16 protein-coding genes and 1 pseudogene are annotated in these 16,646 nt (G+C 73.4%); 13 read left to right on the top strand and 4 right to left on the bottom strand.

Annotated features, from left to right (window positions below):
* Positions 1–38: 38 nt before the first annotated feature.
* Positions 39–1,523 carry a phytoene desaturase family protein gene (locus ACFYR0_RS25085; RefSeq protein WP_389332157.1) on the top strand — a complete coding sequence of 495 codons (1,485 nt, stop codon included), beginning with the start codon at positions 39–41 and terminating at the stop codon, positions 1,521–1,523.
* 19 nt (positions 1,524–1,542) lie between these two features.
* A complete protein-coding gene (locus ACFYR0_RS25080; protein WP_389332154.1) occupies positions 1,543–2,670 on the top strand; it encodes a 2Fe-2S iron-sulfur cluster-binding protein in 1,128 nt (375 codons plus the stop codon).
* A 32-nt stretch (positions 2,671–2,702) separates the two neighbouring features.
* Here the strand turns inward: ACFYR0_RS25080 and ACFYR0_RS25075 are convergent, their stop codons facing one another.
* On the bottom strand, positions 2,703–3,833 hold the full coding sequence (locus ACFYR0_RS25075; protein ID WP_389332151.1) for a PP2C family protein-serine/threonine phosphatase: 1,131 nt from the start codon (positions 3,831–3,833) through the stop codon (positions 2,703–2,705).
* A gap of 234 nt (positions 3,834–4,067) precedes the next feature.
* Here ACFYR0_RS25075 and ACFYR0_RS25070 point away from each other — a divergent pair, with 234 nt between their 5' ends.
* A complete protein-coding gene (locus tag ACFYR0_RS25070) occupies positions 4,068–4,511 on the top strand; it encodes a universal stress protein (RefSeq protein ID WP_389332148.1) in 444 nt (147 codons plus the stop codon).
* A gap of 51 nt (positions 4,512–4,562) precedes the next feature.
* Here the strand turns inward: ACFYR0_RS25070 and ppdK are convergent, their stop codons facing one another.
* On the bottom strand, positions 4,563–7,250 hold the full coding sequence (gene ppdK / locus ACFYR0_RS25065) for a pyruvate, phosphate dikinase (RefSeq protein WP_389332145.1): 2,688 nt from the start codon (positions 7,248–7,250) through the stop codon (positions 4,563–4,565).
* 191 nt (positions 7,251–7,441) lie between these two features.
* Here ppdK and ACFYR0_RS25060 point away from each other — a divergent pair.
* The 10 genes and pseudogenes from ACFYR0_RS25060 to ACFYR0_RS25015 all read left to right on the top strand — a co-directional run.
* Positions 7,442–7,763, top strand: a pseudogene (locus ACFYR0_RS25060) (iron chelate uptake ABC transporter family permease subunit); the annotation flags it as partial.
* Between the two features lie 139 nt (positions 7,764–7,902).
* Positions 7,903–9,438, top strand: coding sequence for a CHAD domain-containing protein (locus tag ACFYR0_RS25055; RefSeq protein WP_389332142.1), 1,536 nt, complete (start codon positions 7,903–7,905; stop codon positions 9,436–9,438).
* A 236-nt stretch (positions 9,439–9,674) separates the two neighbouring features.
* A complete protein-coding gene (locus ACFYR0_RS25050; protein WP_389332139.1) occupies positions 9,675–10,355 on the top strand; it encodes a HemK2/MTQ2 family protein methyltransferase in 681 nt (226 codons plus the stop codon).
* Positions 10,339–10,560: a CDGSH iron-sulfur domain-containing protein gene (locus ACFYR0_RS25045; protein WP_386385648.1), complete on the top strand. Its 222-nt coding sequence runs from the start codon at positions 10,339–10,341 to the stop codon at positions 10,558–10,560. Before ACFYR0_RS25050 ends, ACFYR0_RS25045 begins: the two co-directional genes overlap by 17 nt.
* Positions 10,557–11,552, top strand: coding sequence for an iron-containing redox enzyme family protein (locus tag ACFYR0_RS25040; protein ID WP_389332136.1), 996 nt, complete (start codon positions 10,557–10,559; stop codon positions 11,550–11,552). Before ACFYR0_RS25045 ends, ACFYR0_RS25040 begins: the two co-directional genes overlap by 4 nt.
* 141 nt (positions 11,553–11,693) lie before the next feature.
* Positions 11,694–11,867, top strand: a complete 174-nt coding sequence (locus ACFYR0_RS25035) for a hypothetical protein (protein WP_389332133.1) — start codon at positions 11,694–11,696, stop codon at positions 11,865–11,867.
* A gap of 193 nt (positions 11,868–12,060) precedes the next feature.
* Positions 12,061–12,645 (top strand): RNA polymerase sigma factor, encoded by a 585-nt coding sequence (locus tag ACFYR0_RS25030; RefSeq protein WP_389332130.1) that lies wholly within the window; start codon positions 12,061–12,063, stop codon positions 12,643–12,645.
* Positions 12,635–12,934: a hypothetical protein gene (locus ACFYR0_RS25025; protein ID WP_389332127.1), complete on the top strand. Its 300-nt coding sequence runs from the start codon at positions 12,635–12,637 to the stop codon at positions 12,932–12,934. The genes ACFYR0_RS25030 and ACFYR0_RS25025 overlap by 11 nt, the downstream gene beginning before the upstream one ends.
* 286 nt (positions 12,935–13,220) lie before the next feature.
* Positions 13,221–13,874, top strand: coding sequence for a DUF4360 domain-containing protein (locus ACFYR0_RS25020; RefSeq protein ID WP_389332124.1), 654 nt, complete (start codon positions 13,221–13,223; stop codon positions 13,872–13,874).
* A 118-nt stretch (positions 13,875–13,992) separates the two neighbouring features.
* The gene (locus tag ACFYR0_RS25015) at positions 13,993–14,277 is read left to right on the top strand and encodes a hypothetical protein (RefSeq protein WP_389332121.1); all 285 of its coding nucleotides are present in this window, start codon (positions 13,993–13,995) and stop codon (positions 14,275–14,277) included.
* 150 nt (positions 14,278–14,427) lie between these two features.
* Here ACFYR0_RS25015 and ACFYR0_RS25010 read toward each other — a convergent pair whose 3' ends face one another.
* Both ACFYR0_RS25010 and ACFYR0_RS25005 read right to left on the bottom strand, forming a co-directional pair.
* On the bottom strand, positions 14,428–16,005 hold the full coding sequence (locus ACFYR0_RS25010; RefSeq protein ID WP_389332273.1) for a cation acetate symporter: 1,578 nt from the start codon (positions 16,003–16,005) through the stop codon (positions 14,428–14,430).
* On the bottom strand, positions 16,002–16,283 hold the full coding sequence (locus tag ACFYR0_RS25005; protein ID WP_389332118.1) for a hypothetical protein: 282 nt from the start codon (positions 16,281–16,283) through the stop codon (positions 16,002–16,004). Before ACFYR0_RS25005 ends, ACFYR0_RS25010 begins: the two co-directional genes overlap by 4 nt.
* Positions 16,284–16,646 lie beyond the last annotated feature (363 nt).

Raw genomic sequence — 16,646 nt, 5'->3', positions numbered from 1 at the left:
ACTTTTTGAATACTCGATTGAGTGGGGTGTGCATGCGTATGGCCGACGTCGACGCCGTGGTGATCGGGGCCGGGAACGCCGGACTCACCGCCGCCGCCAGCCTCCAGCGCGCCGGAGTGCGCACCCTGCTGGTCGAGCGCCACAACGTCCCGGGCGGCTGTGCCACCTCCTTCCGGCGCGGCCGGTTCGAGTTCGAGGTGGCCCTGCACCAGCTGTCCGGCATCGGGCGCGAGGGCGAGGAGGCACCGCTGCGCGGCCTGCTCGACGGGCTGGGGGTCGCCGAGCGGCTGGAGTTCGTCGAGGAGCACGACCTCTACCGCGCGGTCGTGCCCGGGGAGTACGACGTGACCGTACCGGCCGGCTGGGAGGCGGCCGTCGACGCGCTGGAGGCGGCGTTCCCCGGCAACCGCGACCGGCTGACGCGCTTCTTCGACCTGGTCAGGAACGTCACCTTCTGGCAGATCGCGGCCCGCCGCAGAATGCCGGCCGAGGAACTCGACCCCGTCCTCTTCCGGCAGGGGCTGCGGCCCGTCCGGGACGTCCTGGACGAGCACTTCGAGGACGCCGGGCTCAAGTCGGTGCTGGCGACGTACTGGTCGTACCTCGGACAGCCGCCGTCCCGACTGGCCTTCCAGGACCTCGCGTTGACCCTCTACGCGTACCTCGAGTTCAAGCCCTGGCACATCAGGGGCGGTTCGCAGGCGATGTCCGGCGCGCTCCTGGACGTGTTCCTCGAGGCCGGGGGCGAGATCCGGTTCAACACGGCCGTCACCGGCATCCTCAGCGAGGGCGGCCGGGTCAAGGGCGTCCGGCTGGACGACGGGGAGGAGATCACCGCGCAGGACGTGGTCTCGAACGCCTCACTGCCGCTGACGTACGCGATGCTCGGCGAGGCCGCCGTGCCGACGGCCGTCCGCGACGATCTCGCCTCCCGCCGGATCGGCGTCTCGGGCTTCGTCCTGCACATGGGCCTCGACGCCACCCCGGCCGAACTCGGCTTCACCACCAGCACCAGCTTCGTCAACACCGGCCTCGACCACGAGGCGACGTACGCCGCGACACGCACCCTCGACGCCCCGCGAGGGATCTGCGTCAGCTCCTACGACGTGGCCCCCATCGGCTTCGCCCCCGCCGGCGCGACCCACGTCAGTCTCATGACCCTACAGTACGGCGACGTCTGGGAGCGGATACCCGCCGCGGAGTACGCCCGCGCCAAGTTCCGTTACGCCGAGAAGCTCCTGGACCGGGTCGAGGTGATCGCGCCCGGCATCCGTGACGCGATCGAGGAGGTCGACGTGGCGACGCCGCTCACCATGGCCCGCTACCTCGGCCACCCCGGCGGCGCGTTCTACGGCTACGACCAGGACCGCACCGAGGGCTGGCTGTACCGGAACGACGAACGCGAGTCGCATGTGCGGGGCCTGCATCTGGCCGGTTCCTGGGCCGCGATGGGCGGCTTCCAGCCCACCCTCGAAGCCGGGGTCCGCGTGGCCCGGCGACTGATCCGCGGCAAGGCCGCCTGAACCGATCCGGGAGACAGCAGTGACGCATTCCCTCGCCCCGCTCTTCGACGGCCACGAGGACGTCGCGGCCGACATCGCGGGCCGGGTCCCGCGGCCCCCGGCCGACACCGCGCGCCGGGTCGACGCCCTGCACCCCGAGCGGCTGCACCTGACCGTCGCCGAGGTCCGCACCGACACACCGAGCACCAGGACCTTCCGGCTCGTACGGACCGACGGCGGCGACCTGCCGCCCTTCCTCGCCGGGCAGTACGTCGGCGTCCTCACCGACGGCACCAACCGCCCGTACGCGATCTCCTCCAGCCCCGCCCGCCACGACCACTGGGACCTCACGGTGCGCCGGGTGCCCGGCGGCCGGATCAGCAACCTGCTCGTCGACACGGTGCGGCCCGGGGACCCACTCACCACCACCGGCCCGATGGGCACCTTCCACCACAACCCGCTCTTCCACGGCGAGGACGTCGTGTTCCTCGCCGGCGGATCCGGCGTCGCACCGGCCATGAGCATGATCCGTGACATCGTCGACGGCGGACTCGCCCGCCGCTTCCACCTGATCTACGGCTCCCGCCGCGCCGACGACATCCTCTTCCGCGAGGAACTGGACACCCTCGCCGCCGGCCATCCGAACCTCCGCGTCGACCACGTCGTCACCGAACCGGACCCCGACTGGGCGCGACCGACCGGGTTCCTCACCGCCGCCCTGATCACGACGCTGGCCGGGCCGCTCGACGGGCGCATGGTGTACGTGTGCGGACCCCAGGCCCTCTACCCGTACGCCCTCGGCCAGCTCGCCGCGCTCGGCCATCCCCGCCGCCGCGTCCGCTTCGAGGCGAACGGCGCCCCGGCCGACCCCACCGCCCAGCCCCACTGGCCCGGCGGCACCGACCCGTCCGGCGAGGTCACCGTGACCGCCCGCGGCCGCACCTTCACCACCACCCGCGGCCGCCCCCTCCTCGACGCCCTGGAGGACCAGGGCATCCGCCCCGAGTCGGCCTGCCGCTCCGGAGAATGCGGCCTGTGCCGCGTCCGCGTCCTCAAAGGCACCGTCCACACAGCCGAAGAGGCCCGCCTACGCCTCTCCGACCCCAGCTCCGGCCACACCCACGCCTGCGTCGCCTACCCCCTGACCGACGTCGACCTCGACGTCTGAGGACACCTGAACGCGGCGGCCGCGCCGGACGGTCACGCGTCCCCGCCGCACGGATCCACCCGTGTGATCGCCACCAGCGCGGCGTCGTCGCCCAGGTGGCCGCCTGCGTGGCGGAGGAGGTCCTTGCGGAGGTGGGAGAGGAGGGCGTCGGGGTCCTTGTCGGCCAGGTGGGCCGCGCGTTCCTCGAGGGGGTAGAACGTGCCGTGCTCGTCGCGTGCCTCGATGACGCCGTCCGTGTAGAGCAGGGCGATGTCGCCGCGTTCGAAGGTGAACGTCGCGGCGCGGTAGTCGGGGCCGGTGAAGCCCGTGAGGCCCAGGGGCGGTGCCGGACGGGTCGTGTCCAGCGTGCCGACGCGTCCGCCGCGCAGGAGCAGCGGGGGCGGGTGGCCGCAGCTGATCAGGTGGAGCACCGGCTCGTCGTCCGGGACGTCCAGCAGGACCGCGGTGATGAACGCCTCGCCGCGGTCCTCGGCCTCGGCGTCCACCGCCGTGGGGTCGTCGAGGTCGGACGCCACCGTGCCCTCCAGGAAGGCCACCAGCATCGGCAGATCGGCCTGCTGGTGCGCCGCGCCCCTGAAGGCGCCCAGCAGCAGCGCGGCGTCTCCCACGGCCGCCAGGCCCTTGCCCCTGACGTCACCGACGATGAACCGCGTTCCCCGCTCCGTGCGGGCCGCCGCGTACAGGTCGCCGCCGATCTGCGCCTCGAACTCGGCGGCCAGGTACACCGAGGCGATGCGCAACGGGCCGATCCGGTGGGGGAGCGGCTTGAGCACCACCTCCTGGGCGGCCGTCGCCACCGTACGCAGCCGGCTCACCTCCCTCTCGTGGCGTTCCCGGCGCGCGGCGAAGGACGTCACGAACGCCGACATCAGGACGAGGGTGATGAGTTGGAAGCTGTGGTTCAGATCGACGGCACTGGTACGGATACTCGCCACGGTGAGCTGGGCCAGCACGGCGAGCGCGCCCATGAACGCGGTCGTCCGCGGCCCGGCGAACGAGGCGGTGACGGCGGGTGCCGCGACGAGGAACGGCCCGAGGTGGACCCTGGACGGCGCCAGGATGTCGACCACGGTGACCAGCACGATCAGCAGGATCGGCACGGCCAGCAGCGCACGGCGTGGCTCCAGGGACGGGAGGCGACGGCTGGGGCGTGCGGGGGCCATACGTTCTGAATACACCCCTTCCCACCCCGACGCGCGTGCCGGGGAGTGCGCGTCCCACCGCTCGCCACACCCTTTTGGCCGAGCCGGGACGAGGAGACCGGGCCGGAGGACGGGTCCCGGGCACGGACCGCGCACCGGTCCGGGCGCGGTCCGTGACGGCCCTCGCCGGGATGCGGTCGCGTCCCGGGTCGCGCAGCGTGGAAGAAGGCGCAGGCCACAGGAGAGGTGAGACGGATGGACGAGGCTGCTGCGGGGGCGCGGGTCGTGGTGGGGGTCGACGGTTCGCCGTCCTCGGCGGCCGCACTGCGATGGGCTGTCCGCTACGCCGGACTGACGGGCGCCACCGTGGACGCGGTGGCCTCCTGGGATCTTCCCGGAGCGCACACCTGGTCCGCTCCCGCGGTGGACGCCGACGTCGACGAGGACATCGCCCGTCAGGCGCTGGCCCAGGAGCTGCAGAAGGTCCTCGGCGCCGAGTCCGCCGGGGCGGTGCGACCGCTGGTGGTGCGCGGCAACCCCGTGGACGTGCTGCTCAAGGCGGCCGAGGGGGCCGAGGCCCTGGTCGTGGGCAGCAGGGGGCGCGGCGGCTTCGCCCGCGCCCTGCTGGGCTCCGTCAGCCAGCACGTGGCCCACCACGCCCGCTGCCCCGTGGTGATCGTCCGGCCCGAGACGGGCTGAGGAGCCGTACGCCGGGGCGGACGGGGACGGCCGTCTCTCGTCGGCAGGACTTCACCTGCTGTCGCTCCCCTCCGTCCCCGACAGCGCCGCCCGGCCCGCCTCCAGGCGTGCCACCGGGACCCGGAAGGGCGAGCAGGACACGTAGTCCAGGCCGACCGTGTGGAAGAAGTGCACGGAGTCGGGGTCGCCGCCGTGTTCGCCGCAGACACCGATCTTCAGGCCGGGCCGTGTCGCGCGGCCCTCGGCGACGGCGATACCGACCAGCCGTCCCACACCGTCGCGGTCGAGGGTCTCGAACGGTGAGGCGGGGAAGACGCCCTTGTCGAGGTAGGCGGAGAAGAAGGCCGCCTCGACGTCGTCGCGGGAGAAGCCCCAGGTGGTCTGGGTGAGGTCGTTGGTGCCGAAGGAGAAGAACTCCGCCTCCTCGGCGATGCGGCCGGCGGTGAGCGCGGCCCGGGGCAGCTCGATCATCGTGCCGACCGGGCAGTGCACGGGCACCCCGGACTCCTCCGACACCTCGGCCAGGGCCCGTTCGACCTCCGCGCGTTCGATGCGCAGTTCCTCGACGGCACCGACCAGCGGCACCATGATCTCGGCGCGCGGTGCGCCCCCGGCCCGGGTACGGGCCACGACGGCCTCCGCGACGGCCCGTACCTGCATGGCCACCAGCCCCGGCACGACCAGTCCGAGGCGCACACCACGCAGGCCGAGCATCGGGTTCTCCTCGTGCATCCTGCCGACGGCGTCGAGCAACTCCCGCTCGTGCGGGTCGGGTTCCTCCCCGCGCGCCTCGGCGGACGCGACGCGTACGGCGAGTTCGGTGCGGTCTGGCAGGAACTCGTGCAGCGGCGGGTCCAGCAGGCGGATGGTGACCGGCAGGCCGTCCATGGCCTCCAGGATGTCGGTGAAGTCCTGCCGCTGGAGGGGGAGAAGCGCCGCCAGCGCCCGCTCGCGCCCGGCGTCGTCCTGGGCCAGGATCATCTGCTCGACCAGCTTGCGGCGTTCGCCGAGGAACATGTGCTCGGTACGGCACAGCCCGACGCCCTGTGCGCCGAAACGCCGTGCGCGGGCCGCGTCCTCGGCGGTGTCGGCGTTGGCCCGCACCTCCAACCGCCGTACCGTGTCGGCGTGTTCGAGGGCACCGGCCACCGCGTCGACCACGCCCGCCGAACGTGCGCCGGTCTCCAGGAACCGCATCACCGCCGAGTCGGCCAGCGGCACGGCCCCCGCGTACACGGCGCCGGAGGAGCCGTCCACGGAGATGACGGTGCCCTCCTCGACCACGGCCGCGGCCCCTGTGGTGAAGCGCCGCGCCACGGTGTCCACGTCGAGGCCGTCGGCCCCGCAGACGCAGACCTTGCCCATGCCGCGGGCCACCACGGCCGCGTGGCTGGTCTTGCCGCCGCGGCTGGTGAGCACGGCCTGCGCAGCGATCATGCCCGGCAGGTCGTCGGGGGTGGTCTCCTGGCGGACGAGGACCACCTTCTCGCCGGCGGCGGCACGCCGTACCGCCTCGGCGGAGTCGAAGACGGCCGCGCCCACCGCCGCGCCGGGCGACGCGGCGACGCCCCGGGCCAGCGGCTCACCCGCGGCGGACGTGTCGAAGGCCGGGAACATCAGCCGGGCCAGCCCGTCGCCGTCGACCCGCACCAGGGCCTCGTCGGGGGTGATGAGCCCCTCGTCGGTCAGCTGCGCGGCCAGGGCGAAGGCGGCTTCGGCGGTGCGCTTGCCGACCCGGGTCTGGAGCATCCACAGCGTGCCGTGCTCGATCGTGAACTCGATGTCGCACAGGTCCCGGTAGTGCCGCTCCAGCGTCGTCATGTGCTCGCGCAGGCCCGCGTACGAGCGGGGGTCCAGCCGCTCCAGCTCGGTGAGCGGCATGGCGTTGCGGATGCCGGCGACGACGTCCTCGCCCTGCGCGTCGGGCAGATAGTCGCCGTACAGGCCGGGCCGGCCGGTGGCCGGGTCCCGGGTGAAGGCGACGCCGCTGCCGGAGTCGGGGCCGAGGTTGCCGAAGACCATACGCTGCACGGTCACGGCGGTGCCGAGATCGTCGGGGATGTGCTCCCGCCGCCGGTACAGCCTGGCCCGGTCGCCGTTCCAGGAGCGGAACACCGCGAGGACCGCGCGGCGCAGCTGGTCGGCGGGGGACTGCGGGAACTCCTCCCCGGTCTCGTCGAGGATGATCCGCTGGTAGATCCCGACGAGACGGGCCAGGTCGTGCGCGTCCAGCCGGGTGTCGTCGGCCGCCCCGCGTTCCTCCTTGAGGCGGGCCAGCGCGCCCGCGAAGAGAGCCGCGTCGACCCCCATGACCGTACTGCCGAACATCTGGACGAGCCTGCGGTACGAGTCCCAGGCGAAGCGGTCGCTGCCCGACACCTTGGCCAGGCCCGCCACGGAGTCGTCGCCGAGGCCGATGTCCAGCACCGTCTCCATCATCCCGGGCATCGAGAACCGTGCCCCGGAGCGGACGGACACCAGCAGCGGGTCGTCCCGCTGCCCCAGCCGCCGGCCGGCCTCCTCCTCGATCGCCGCGAGATACCGGTCGACCTCCGCCGCCAGACCCGGCGGCTCGGTGCCGGTGGCCAGATAGGCGCGGCACGCGTCGGTGGTGACGGTGAAGCCCGGCGGGACCGGCAGGCCCAGCCGGGTCATCTCGGCCAGGTTCGCGCCCTTGCCGCCCAGCAGGTCCGCCATCTCCCGGCGGCCCTCGCGGAAGTCGTACACGTATCGCACCATGACGCGGCACTCCTCGGCTCGGGGCTCGGACAGGCACCTCGGGGCCGGCCCTTCGACCTCGGCCCCTTTCCAGACTCGGACGCCCCCGGCCGGTCCGACAGGTCCTGGACGTCCTTTCCGCCGGGCCGAACGGCCCAGGACCGCACCCGCGCGGCCGCGGGCGGGTGACGTCCTGGGGCGGCACGCCAGCACGGCGCACCGAGCTCGACCTGGTCTCGCTCGACAAGGACACCCCGGGGCTCCTCGGTCTGAACCCGGTCCGCGGCCGCCGCACCCTCTTCGTCCTCCGCGTGCCGCTCGGCGGTACCGCGGTGGCCGCCGCGGGCACCCTCGCATTCGTCGGGCTCGTCGCCCGGCACCACGCGGCCCGAGCCCTGGCGGGCCGCCGGCACGCCCGCGTGGTGCCGGGCGCGGTGCTCCTCGGCGGCGTCCTCGTCCGCGCCGCGGACCCCGTCGGCCGTAGCGTCATCGCTCCGGCCCGGCGCGGGCCTGATGACCGTCGTGGTCGGCACGCGTACTTCCTCTGGTACGCACCTGCCGGTGAGCCCGCCGGCCCGCGTCCGGGGCATCCCGGACGCCGGACGGGGCCGGAACGTGCTCCTGCCCCCGGGTCCGTGGTTTGGAACGGCCGGGGAGCGCCCACCCGGGAGGCATGGTTGGGTCGATGCGCGAGACAGAGCGAAAGTACGACGTTCCTCCCTTCGAGGACATCTCCTGGCTGCCCGGGCTGACGAGGCTGGACGGCGTCACGCGGGTCGCCGACCCGCGCTCCGAGGAACTGGACGCGGTCTACTACGACACCGAGGATCTCCGGCTGCTCGGCTCCTCGGTGACCCTGCGGCGCAGGAGCGGCGGCGCCGACGCGGGATGGCATCTGAAGCTGCCGTTGCCGGGGGACAGCCGGGAGGAGATCCGGACGGCGCCCGCCGAGCACATCCCCGGCGAGCTGCTGGACCTGACGCTGTCCCGCACCCGGGGCGCCGAGCTGACTCCCGTGGTCCGGTTGCGCACCCACCGCGAGGTGTGGCCGCTCGTGGACACCGGACGCCCCGAGGGCACCGTCCGCGCGGAGCTGAGCGTCGACGCCGTCCAGGCGGAGTCCCTGCGCGCGCAGGGCGGGCGTACGGCGTGGCGCGAACTGGAAGTGGAGCTGGCCGAGGACGAGGACGACACGGCGGTTCTGGACGCCGTGGACGACTTGCTGCGCGAGCGGGGCCTCGCCCGTGCGCAGTCGCCGTCGAAGCTCGCCCGGGCGGTCGAGGAGACCGCCGCCGCCCCGGCAGGCGCGCCGCACCCGTCCACGGGCCCGGCCGGTGACCAGGTGCTCGCCTACCTGCGCGCCCAGATCGACAGCCTCGCCTCATACGACCCCGCCGCGCGGCGGGACCGGCCCGACGCCGTCCACAAGATGCGCGTCGCCTGCCGCCGCCTGCGCAGCTGTCTGCGCTCCTACCGTTCCGTCCTGGACCGCGAGGTCACCGACGAGATCCGCGGGGAGCTGAAGTGGCTGGCCGGTGAACTGGGCCCCGAACGCGATCAGGAAGTACTGATGGAGCGCATCTCCCACGGTGTCGGGACCCTGCCAGGGGAACTGGTCCTCGGCCCCGTGGCCGCACGGCTCCAGGTGTGGGACGTCGCCCGCCACGCCGAAGACCACCGGCGCACGCTCGACGCCCTGCACTCGGCCCGCTACCTGGCCCTGCTCGACACCCTCACCGCGCTCGTGGAGCGGCCGCCCCTGCGGGCCAAGGCGGGCAAGAAGGCGGAGAAGGTCATGGCCAGGGCCGTCCGCAAGGAGTACGACCGCCTCGCCCGGCGCATGACCGAGGCCCTGTCCCTGCCGCCGGGCTCCGGGCGCGACGTGGCCCTGCACGAGGCCCGCAAGTCGGCGAAGAAGGTGCGCTACGCGACGGAGGCGGCTCGTCCCTCCCTCGGCGACCCGGCCAGGCGCCTGGGCAAACGCGCCAAGGCGGTGCAGAAGGCCCTCGGCGACCATCAGGACAGCGTCGTCGCCCGCGGCACGCTCAGGGACCTCGCCACGGCCGCCCACACCGCGCACGAGACCGGCTTCACCTGGGGCCTGCTGTACGGCAGGGAGGAGGCCGTGGCGGAGAAGAGGGAGCGGGAACTGCCCGCCCTGTGGGAGCACGCCTCACGACCCGCGCTGCACAAGCGGCTGCGCGGCTGACCGGCCCCGGCCCCGGCCGGGGGAAGTGAGTGTGTGACCGCTGCGACGTCAGGTGTTTCCCGGCAGGGGCGGACGGTAACCCGGTCGGCGCACGACAGGCCCGTACCGGACCTCCGGTCCCTGCACGACAGGCCCGTACCGGACCTCCGGTCCCTGCACGACAGGCCCGTACCGGACCTCCGGTCCCTGCCGGACCACCCGCCATCGATCCGTACCGCACCACCGACAAGGACACCGTGACCGCCACCACCCCCCTCCCCGCCGCCCGTCCCCTCCGCTGCTGGGTTCCCCGGGGCGTCTACGCCCCGCAGACCGACACCCGGCTCCTGGGACGGGCGATGTGCCGTGAACCGATCACCGAACGGACCGACGTGCTGGAACTCGGCACCGGAAGCGGCGTGCTCGCGATGGAGGCGGCCCGGCTCGGCGGCCGGGTCACCGCCGTCGACATCTCCTGGCGTGCCGTCGCCGTCACCCGGATCAACGCGCTGCTGAACCGGCTGAACGTGCGGGTGCGCCACGGCGACCTCGCGACGGCGGTGCCCGGCCGCCGCTTCGACCTGGTGATCGCCAACCCGCCGTACGTGCCCGCGCCGGGCGCCGCGCCGACCCGGGGCCGGGCGAGGGCCTGGGACGCCGGTGCGGACGGCCGTCTGCTGATCGACCGTATCTGCGACACCGCGCCGCGGGTGCTGCGGCCGACGGGCACGCTGCTGATCGTGCACTCGCACCTGTGCGGCGTCGGCGCCACGCTGACCCGCCTGACCGAGGCCGGGCTGCGCGCGCAGGTCGTCGACCGCGCCCGGCTGCCCTTCGGGCAGGTGCTGCGCTCACGGCTGGACTGGCTGCGCGAGCGCGGTCTGACGGCCGAGGGGACGACCGAGGAACTGGTGGTGATCCGTGCCGAACCCGCCTGACCGCCCCCGCCGTGTCCGCGTCCAGCGCGACGGACCCCTCCTCGTCGAGGGGCCCGTCGAAGTGGTGGGCGAGGACGGGGAGGTGACGGTGTCGAAGCGGTTCATGGTCGCCGTCTGCACCTGCCGCCGCAGCCGGATCTTCCCCTGGTGCGACACCAGCCACCGCCGCCGCGGTCCCCGCCCCGGTGAGGGCGACGCCTCATGACGCCTCGCCTTCCCCCGACGCTTCCGCAGCCGCGCGGCCCGCTCTCCGCCGCCGCCCTGGACGCGCTGCGCGGCGCGGACCCGGGCGCCACACCGTCCCCGGAACGCTCCTCCCCGTACGGCGACGACCTGCAACTCGCCCTCTACGTCCTCTACGAGCTGCACTACCAGGGCTTCGACGGCGTCCCCGACGAACTGGAGTGGGACAGCGGGCTGCTGGCCGTCCGCGGCGCGCTGGAGAACCGCTTCCTGAGCGCCCTGCGCGCCGACGTCCCGGTGGACGGCGACAGCGCCGGGCAGGCCCTGGACGAGCTCCAGCTCGAGCCGGTCACCGGCACCGAGAACAGCGTCTCCCACTTCCTCCGGGACGAGGGCACCCTGCGGCAGTTGCGGGAGTACACCGCGCTGCGCTCGCTCTACCACCTCAAGGAGGCCGACCCGCACGCCTGGGTCATCCCCCGGCTGCAGGGCCGGGCCAAGGCGGCCATGGTCGCCGTCGAGTACGACGAGTTCGGCGCCGGCCGTGCCGAGGAGATCCACGCGCGGCTGTTCGCGGACGCCATGGCGGACCTCGGGCTCGACACGGCGTACGGCCGGTACGTCGACGCCGCCCCCGCCGAGATGTTCGCCACCGTCAACCTGATGTCGCTGCTCGGACTGCACCGCGCGCTGCGCGCCGCTCTCGTCGGGCACTTCGCCGCCGTCGAGGTGACCTCGTCCCCGGCCTCCCGCCGACTGGCCGACGCGATGCGCCGTACCGGCGCGGGACCCGCGGCCGTGCGGTTCTACGCCGAGCACGTCGAGGCGGACGCCGTGCACGAACAGGTCGTACGCGAGGACGTGGTCGGCGGGCTGCTGGAGAGCGAACCACACCTGGACGCGGACGTGGTGTTCGGCGTCCGCGCCACCACGTGGCTGGAGGACCGATTGGCCGGCAGGCTGCTCACCGCCTGGCGGGAGGGCGGCTCGGCCCTGCGCGTGCCGGCCGCCTGAGCCCTTCGCGCGAGCGGGCCGCTATGACTCCGCGCGGCGTTTCGTGCCGCGCCCCTCGGGACACCCGGGAGGACGGCAAGCACCGGGGCACGGGAGACGAACCGGGCCTCGACAGTCGACTCGGAAAGTAGATGAACAGCCGTGGCCGTGGAAGCCGACATCACGACCGTCGCCCGCCCGCCCGAGACGGGCTGGGCGAGGGCACGCCGCCTGCGCGGGCAGAGCATCCGCACCTGCGTCCGCGCGATCGCCGACGGCAACGCCGCCCAGCCGCGGCGGGGGGCCGACGCGAACGTCGTACGGGGTGAGGACTGAACCACCAACCGGACTGAACCACCAACCGGGGAGAATCCTTTTGCGGCCGCCCCGCCTCTCATAGGTGTGCGGACGAACGAGTCCGCCCCGCACCTACGGGAGGTACCCATGACCACCGTCGTCATCGTCGCGGCCGCCGCGCTGCTGATCTGCGCGTGCACCGTCACGCTGCTGCGCCGCCGGAGGCGTCAGCGTGGCTGACCACACCTGGCCCGGCGCGCCGCTGGTCACCGCGGCGCAGCGTGGTGACGTCGAGGCACTGAGCGCGTTGGTGTACGGCTCCTACCCGCACGTGCACCGCTTCGCGCACACGCTGTGCGCCACACCCCAGGACGCCGAGGACGCCGCGCAGGAAGCGCTGATCATCCTGTACCGCAAGATCGGGATGCTGCGCGCCTCCGGGGCGCTGGCGTCATGGATGTTCCGGATCGTCCGCAACGAGTGCCTGCGCCGCACGCGTGCGCTGGTCCACCGCGGCCCGGCCGCCGACTCCGAGGGACCCGGAACGACCGGCGACACCGCGCGGTCCGCCGAGGAGGACGTCCTGCTGCGCCTGGAGGCCGAACGCGTCGCCGCCGCGGTCGCCGCCCTGCCCGCCGACCAGCGTCAGGTGCTGGTCATGCGGGACATCCAGGGCCTGCCCGGCCGCACGGTCGCCGACCTGCTCGGCCTGAGCACCGCCGCGATGAAGTCCCGGCTGCACAGGGCCCGTTCGACGGTACGAGAGTCGCTGCGCGACGAACCGGCGCGGACGACGGGAGCCGGCGATGACGCCTGACCCGGCCACGACGACACCGCCCGACGCCCCCGCACGGGGCGGCTTCGCCAGCGCCACCGTGCCACGGCATCTGGCCCGTGGCGCCGTCGGGTTCGGCGCGCTCACCGCGTCCCTGGCCCTGCTGCCGGTCACCGGCCCGATCAGCCTGCTCCTGGCCCCCGTCGGCCTGGTCGCACTGCGCGGCTGCCCCATGTGCTGGGCGATCGGCCTCATGGAGACGGTCTCGGCGGGCCGCCTGCGACGGTCGTGCGCGGCCGGGAGGTGCGAACTGACCCGCCAGAAGCGGTAGATGGGCCGGAGCGGCGCCCAACTGTCGGTCTGGCCCGTCCGGTGGGATCGGGGCCGGGCCGAAGGGGGGCAAGTGGGCTCGGCTGGAGCCTGTCGGGGCGTGCTGCGGACGGCAACCCTGGTGTGAACGGGCCGGGGTGAATGGCCGGAGTTCTCTCTGGGCGGGCAACCGGGGCGTTCCTAGGATGCGAACGCTCCGGTTCTTCACAGCTCCTTCATTGATTGTCCACGCTGAGGAGGGCTCGGACGCTTCCACCCCCCACCGATCCGAGCGAAGGGGAGAGACCATGACAGGTGGGCTGCTCCTGAGCGGCGCTGCTGCTGCCGTTCTCACCGCCGCCGTTCTGCCCGCGCACAGCCCGTCGAGCGGGATCGTCGACCCGCCCCCGGACAAGATCGTCATCGACGTCGCCACGGTGAACGGCTCCGGCTGCCCCGCGGGCACCGCGGCCGTCGCCGTCTCCGAGGACAACACCGCCTTCACGGTGACCTACAGCGAATACCTCGCCCAGGCCGGCGGCAGCTCCGCCCCCACGGCGTTCCGCAAGAACTGCCAGTTGAACCTGATCGTCCACGTCCCGCAGGGTTTCACCTACGCCATCGCCAGCGCCGACTACCGAGGCTTCGCCTCGCTCCAGCCCGGCGCCAGTGCCGTCCAGCGGGCCTCGTACTACTTCCAGGGGTCCTCGCAGACGGCGTTCAAGAGCCATCCCTTCAACGGCGCCTACAACGACAACTGGCAGGCCACGGACGTCACCGACTGGGCGCAGCTCGTCTGGGCACCGTGCGGGGTCCAGCGCAACTTCAACATCAACACGGAGATCCGGGTGAACGCGGGCACGACCTCGCCGGACAAGGTCAGCTTCATGACCATGGACTCGACCGACGGCGACATCAGCACCGTGTACCACATGGCGTGGAAGGAGTGCCCCGGCAGGTGAGAAAGGGGCCGCCCGCCCCCGGGCGGGCGGCCCAGTCCGCCGGCTGCCGCGGCTGGCCGCTCTGTACAGGCACGGAGCCGGTGGCGCTGGCTGGTAAGGGCAGTACCGGGCTGTTCGCGTGCCGTGCTGCGACGATGGACGTACGACTGCATCCGGTGAGCCGACCGCCGAGCTGCGGGCGTGGCGGGAGCGGCTGGCACCGCAGACCGTGGGGCTGCCGGCGGGTACCGTCGGCGACCGGGACAGCGACCCCGACGAGCCCCGCGGACGGGAGGCCGCGCATGCCGGGCTGCTCGCCGCGGTCGCCGGGCGGGATCCGGGCCGTGCCGTCCAGGCGGTCATCCACCACCTGGACGTCGACGAGCAGATCGCCCAGCAGGGGATTTCGGCCGTCGCCGACTGAACCTGCCCCCGGAGGCGCAGCGGCCCCGCCGTGAGGCGGTCCGTCAGGCCGCTGACACACGATCGACCACCGTCGTCAACGGCCTGAAACCCCCTTCTTGTGCAGGAACTCGCTTCAGAGGGGTTTTGTTCTCACATGTCACCCCAGGCGTCAGCGCGGCCGTGCCGTGAAGTGAGCGGTGGGCAGCTCGTCCGGAACACGCCCACCGGCCCCGTCGGGCCGGCTCAGCACCGAGCCGAGCCAGCCCAGCGCGAAGCCCGCCGGAACCGTCACCACACCGGGCACCGTCAAGGGCGTCAACTGGAAGTCGAGGTCCGGGAAGACGGCGGTCGGATCGGCCGAGATCATGGGCGACACGGCCGACAGACCGAGCGTCAGCAGCGTGGAGCCGTACAGGCACCACAGCGCCCCCGTGCTCGTGAAGCGCGGCCACAGCAGCCCGTACAGCAGGACCGGGGCGAGAGCGGACGCCGAGAGTGTCACCGCCACCGTGGACAGCACCAACAGCGGCCAGTCGCCCGCGAGTACGGCGAGCAGCACGGCGATCGCGCCGATGGCCGGGGCGGTCCACCGGGCGAAGGCCGAGATCCGCGCGGGGGAGACGTCACCACGGCGCAGTACGTGGGCGTACAGATCGTGCGCGACCGTGCGGGCCCCGGCCAGTACGACGTCGGCGACGGTCGCGAGGGCCGCCAGGAACACCGCGCAGGCCACGGCCGACAGCAGCAGCCCGCCCGCATCGAGCGCCCCGGCCAGCGACAGGACGGCGCCCGCCGCCGACTCCGAGCCCGCCAGGCCGGCACCGCCGACCACGGCCGCGGCGCCGAAACCGACGACCACCAGCAGCGTCGCCATCAGCACCATCTGACCGGCCGCCCAGCGCGTCGCCGCACGGGTCTCCTCCGGGTGCCGGGTGGCGAGGACACGCATGGTGACCTGGGGCAGACACGCGATGCCCAGCGGAACGACGATCGCCGTACCGATCTGCTCCAGCACACCGACCGTGTCGGAGCCGTACTGGAGCCCCGAGCCCAGCAGCGCCCGGCCGTGCCCACCGGCCTGCACCGCCCCCGCCAGCAGCCGGTCCGGGCTCCAGTCGAACCGGCGCAGGACGACGAGCGCGAGGACCGCGTAGACCAGCAGCAGCACGCACACCTTCACGATCTGCACCAGGGCCGTGCCGCGCAGCCCGCCCGTCACGGCCATCGAGACCATGACGGCTCCCACGATGACGATGCAGGCGGACTTGGGCTCCGAACCCGACAGCCCGAGGAGACGCACGGTCAGGGTGCCGACCGCGGCCAGTTGCAGCACCAGGTAGCACAGGCAGACCGCGAGGGTCACGAGGGCGAGCGCGATCCGGACCGAGGACCGCGGAATCCGGTGGGCCAGCGCGTCACCGACCGTCCGGCGGCCGGCGCGGCGCAGCGGTTCGGCGAGCACCAGGGCGAGCAGCACCATGCTCAGCACGATGCCGAGCAGCAGCATCACACCGTCGTTTCCGGTGGCCGCGACCATGCCGGTGATCGCCATCAGGGTGACCGACGACATGCCGGTACCGCTGATCGCGAGGCCCTGCTGCCACGGCCTCAGTCCGCGGTGCGGGAGCAGCTCGTCCGCGTCGTCGCTGTCGTCGGAGTTGGTCAGCACGCAGAGGAAGCCGCACAGCGTCATGAAGATCAGGAAGCCGACGACCGTGGTCGCCTGGTGTCCGGCCGCCGCGATCATGACCACGGCCCCGGGTCGTGGGCCCGTGACCGCGAGGCCTCGGGCTCGACGGCCGCGGCCCGGCGCGCCGGAACGGCCAACGCGGCCACCATGACGCCCACTTGGAGTGTCACGAGGACCAGGCCGAAGCTCACCTGTCCCACGACGCGCGTGCTCATCAGGGTGGGGTGGAGCGCGGTCGTGACGGCGAGGAGGAGGTAGCTGAGCACCACGCCGCCGATGCGGCCGAGCGGGCGCGGAGGGCGGTCGTCGTGCGGGGGACGGTGCGGGGAGTTCACGAAGGCTCCACGAAGGTCGGAGGAGGTCGATGCCCGGCCACGCCCCCGCGTCTCATGGCACGGGGGCGGCGGGGACGGCACGGTGTGCGGCACCGCCCGCGGCGAGGTGGGTGAGCCGCCCGGCATGCCCTGATTCAGGTGCGTGGTCCGTGGCGACCAAGGCAGCATCCCGAGGCCCCGCGGGCTCGTCCAGCGCCCGCGCGCCATGGAGGACGTGAGGCCGTCATCGGGTGCCCGGGCCCAGCGTCACCGCCCGGTCACTGTGCCGGTTCACAGCCGGGCCGCGACCCGTTCCGCGGCCCTCGCCGGGCGACGACATGCGCCCGCGTCGGCCCGGTGCTGAGATGGTTCCGACCCTTTCAC

The sequence above is a fragment of the Streptomyces sp. NPDC005017 genome (genome assembly GCF_042873115.1).
GTDB lineage: Bacteria > Actinomycetota > Actinomycetes > Streptomycetales > Streptomycetaceae > Streptomyces.
This window is presented reverse-complemented; position numbering and strand designations above follow the sequence as displayed.

Coding starts and splice junctions, on each gene's coding strand:
- ppdK (WP_389332145.1), bottom strand. CDS start 7,250: ATGGTGCGATACGTGTACGACTTCCGCGAGGGCCGCCGGGAGATGGCG.
- ACFYR0_RS25070 (WP_389332148.1), top strand. CDS start 4,068: ATGGACGAGGCTGCTGCGGGGGCGCGGGTCGTGGTGGGGGTCGACGGT.
- ACFYR0_RS25055 (WP_389332142.1), top strand. CDS start 7,903: ATGGTTGGGTCGATGCGCGAGACAGAGCGAAAGTACGACGTTCCTCCC.
- ACFYR0_RS25040 (WP_389332136.1), top strand. CDS start 10,557: ATGACGCCTCGCCTTCCCCCGACGCTTCCGCAGCCGCGCGGCCCGCTC.
- ACFYR0_RS25025 (WP_389332127.1), top strand. CDS start 12,635: ATGACGCCTGACCCGGCCACGACGACACCGCCCGACGCCCCCGCACGG.
- ACFYR0_RS25010 (WP_389332273.1), bottom strand. CDS start 16,005: ATGATCGCGGCGGCCGGACACCAGGCGACCACGGTCGTCGGCTTCCTG.
- ACFYR0_RS25075 (WP_389332151.1), bottom strand. CDS start 3,833: ATGGCCCCCGCACGCCCCAGCCGTCGCCTCCCGTCCCTGGAGCCACGC.
- ACFYR0_RS25085 (WP_389332157.1), top strand. CDS start 39: ATGGCCGACGTCGACGCCGTGGTGATCGGGGCCGGGAACGCCGGACTC.
- ACFYR0_RS25020 (WP_389332124.1), top strand. CDS start 13,221: ATGACAGGTGGGCTGCTCCTGAGCGGCGCTGCTGCTGCCGTTCTCACC.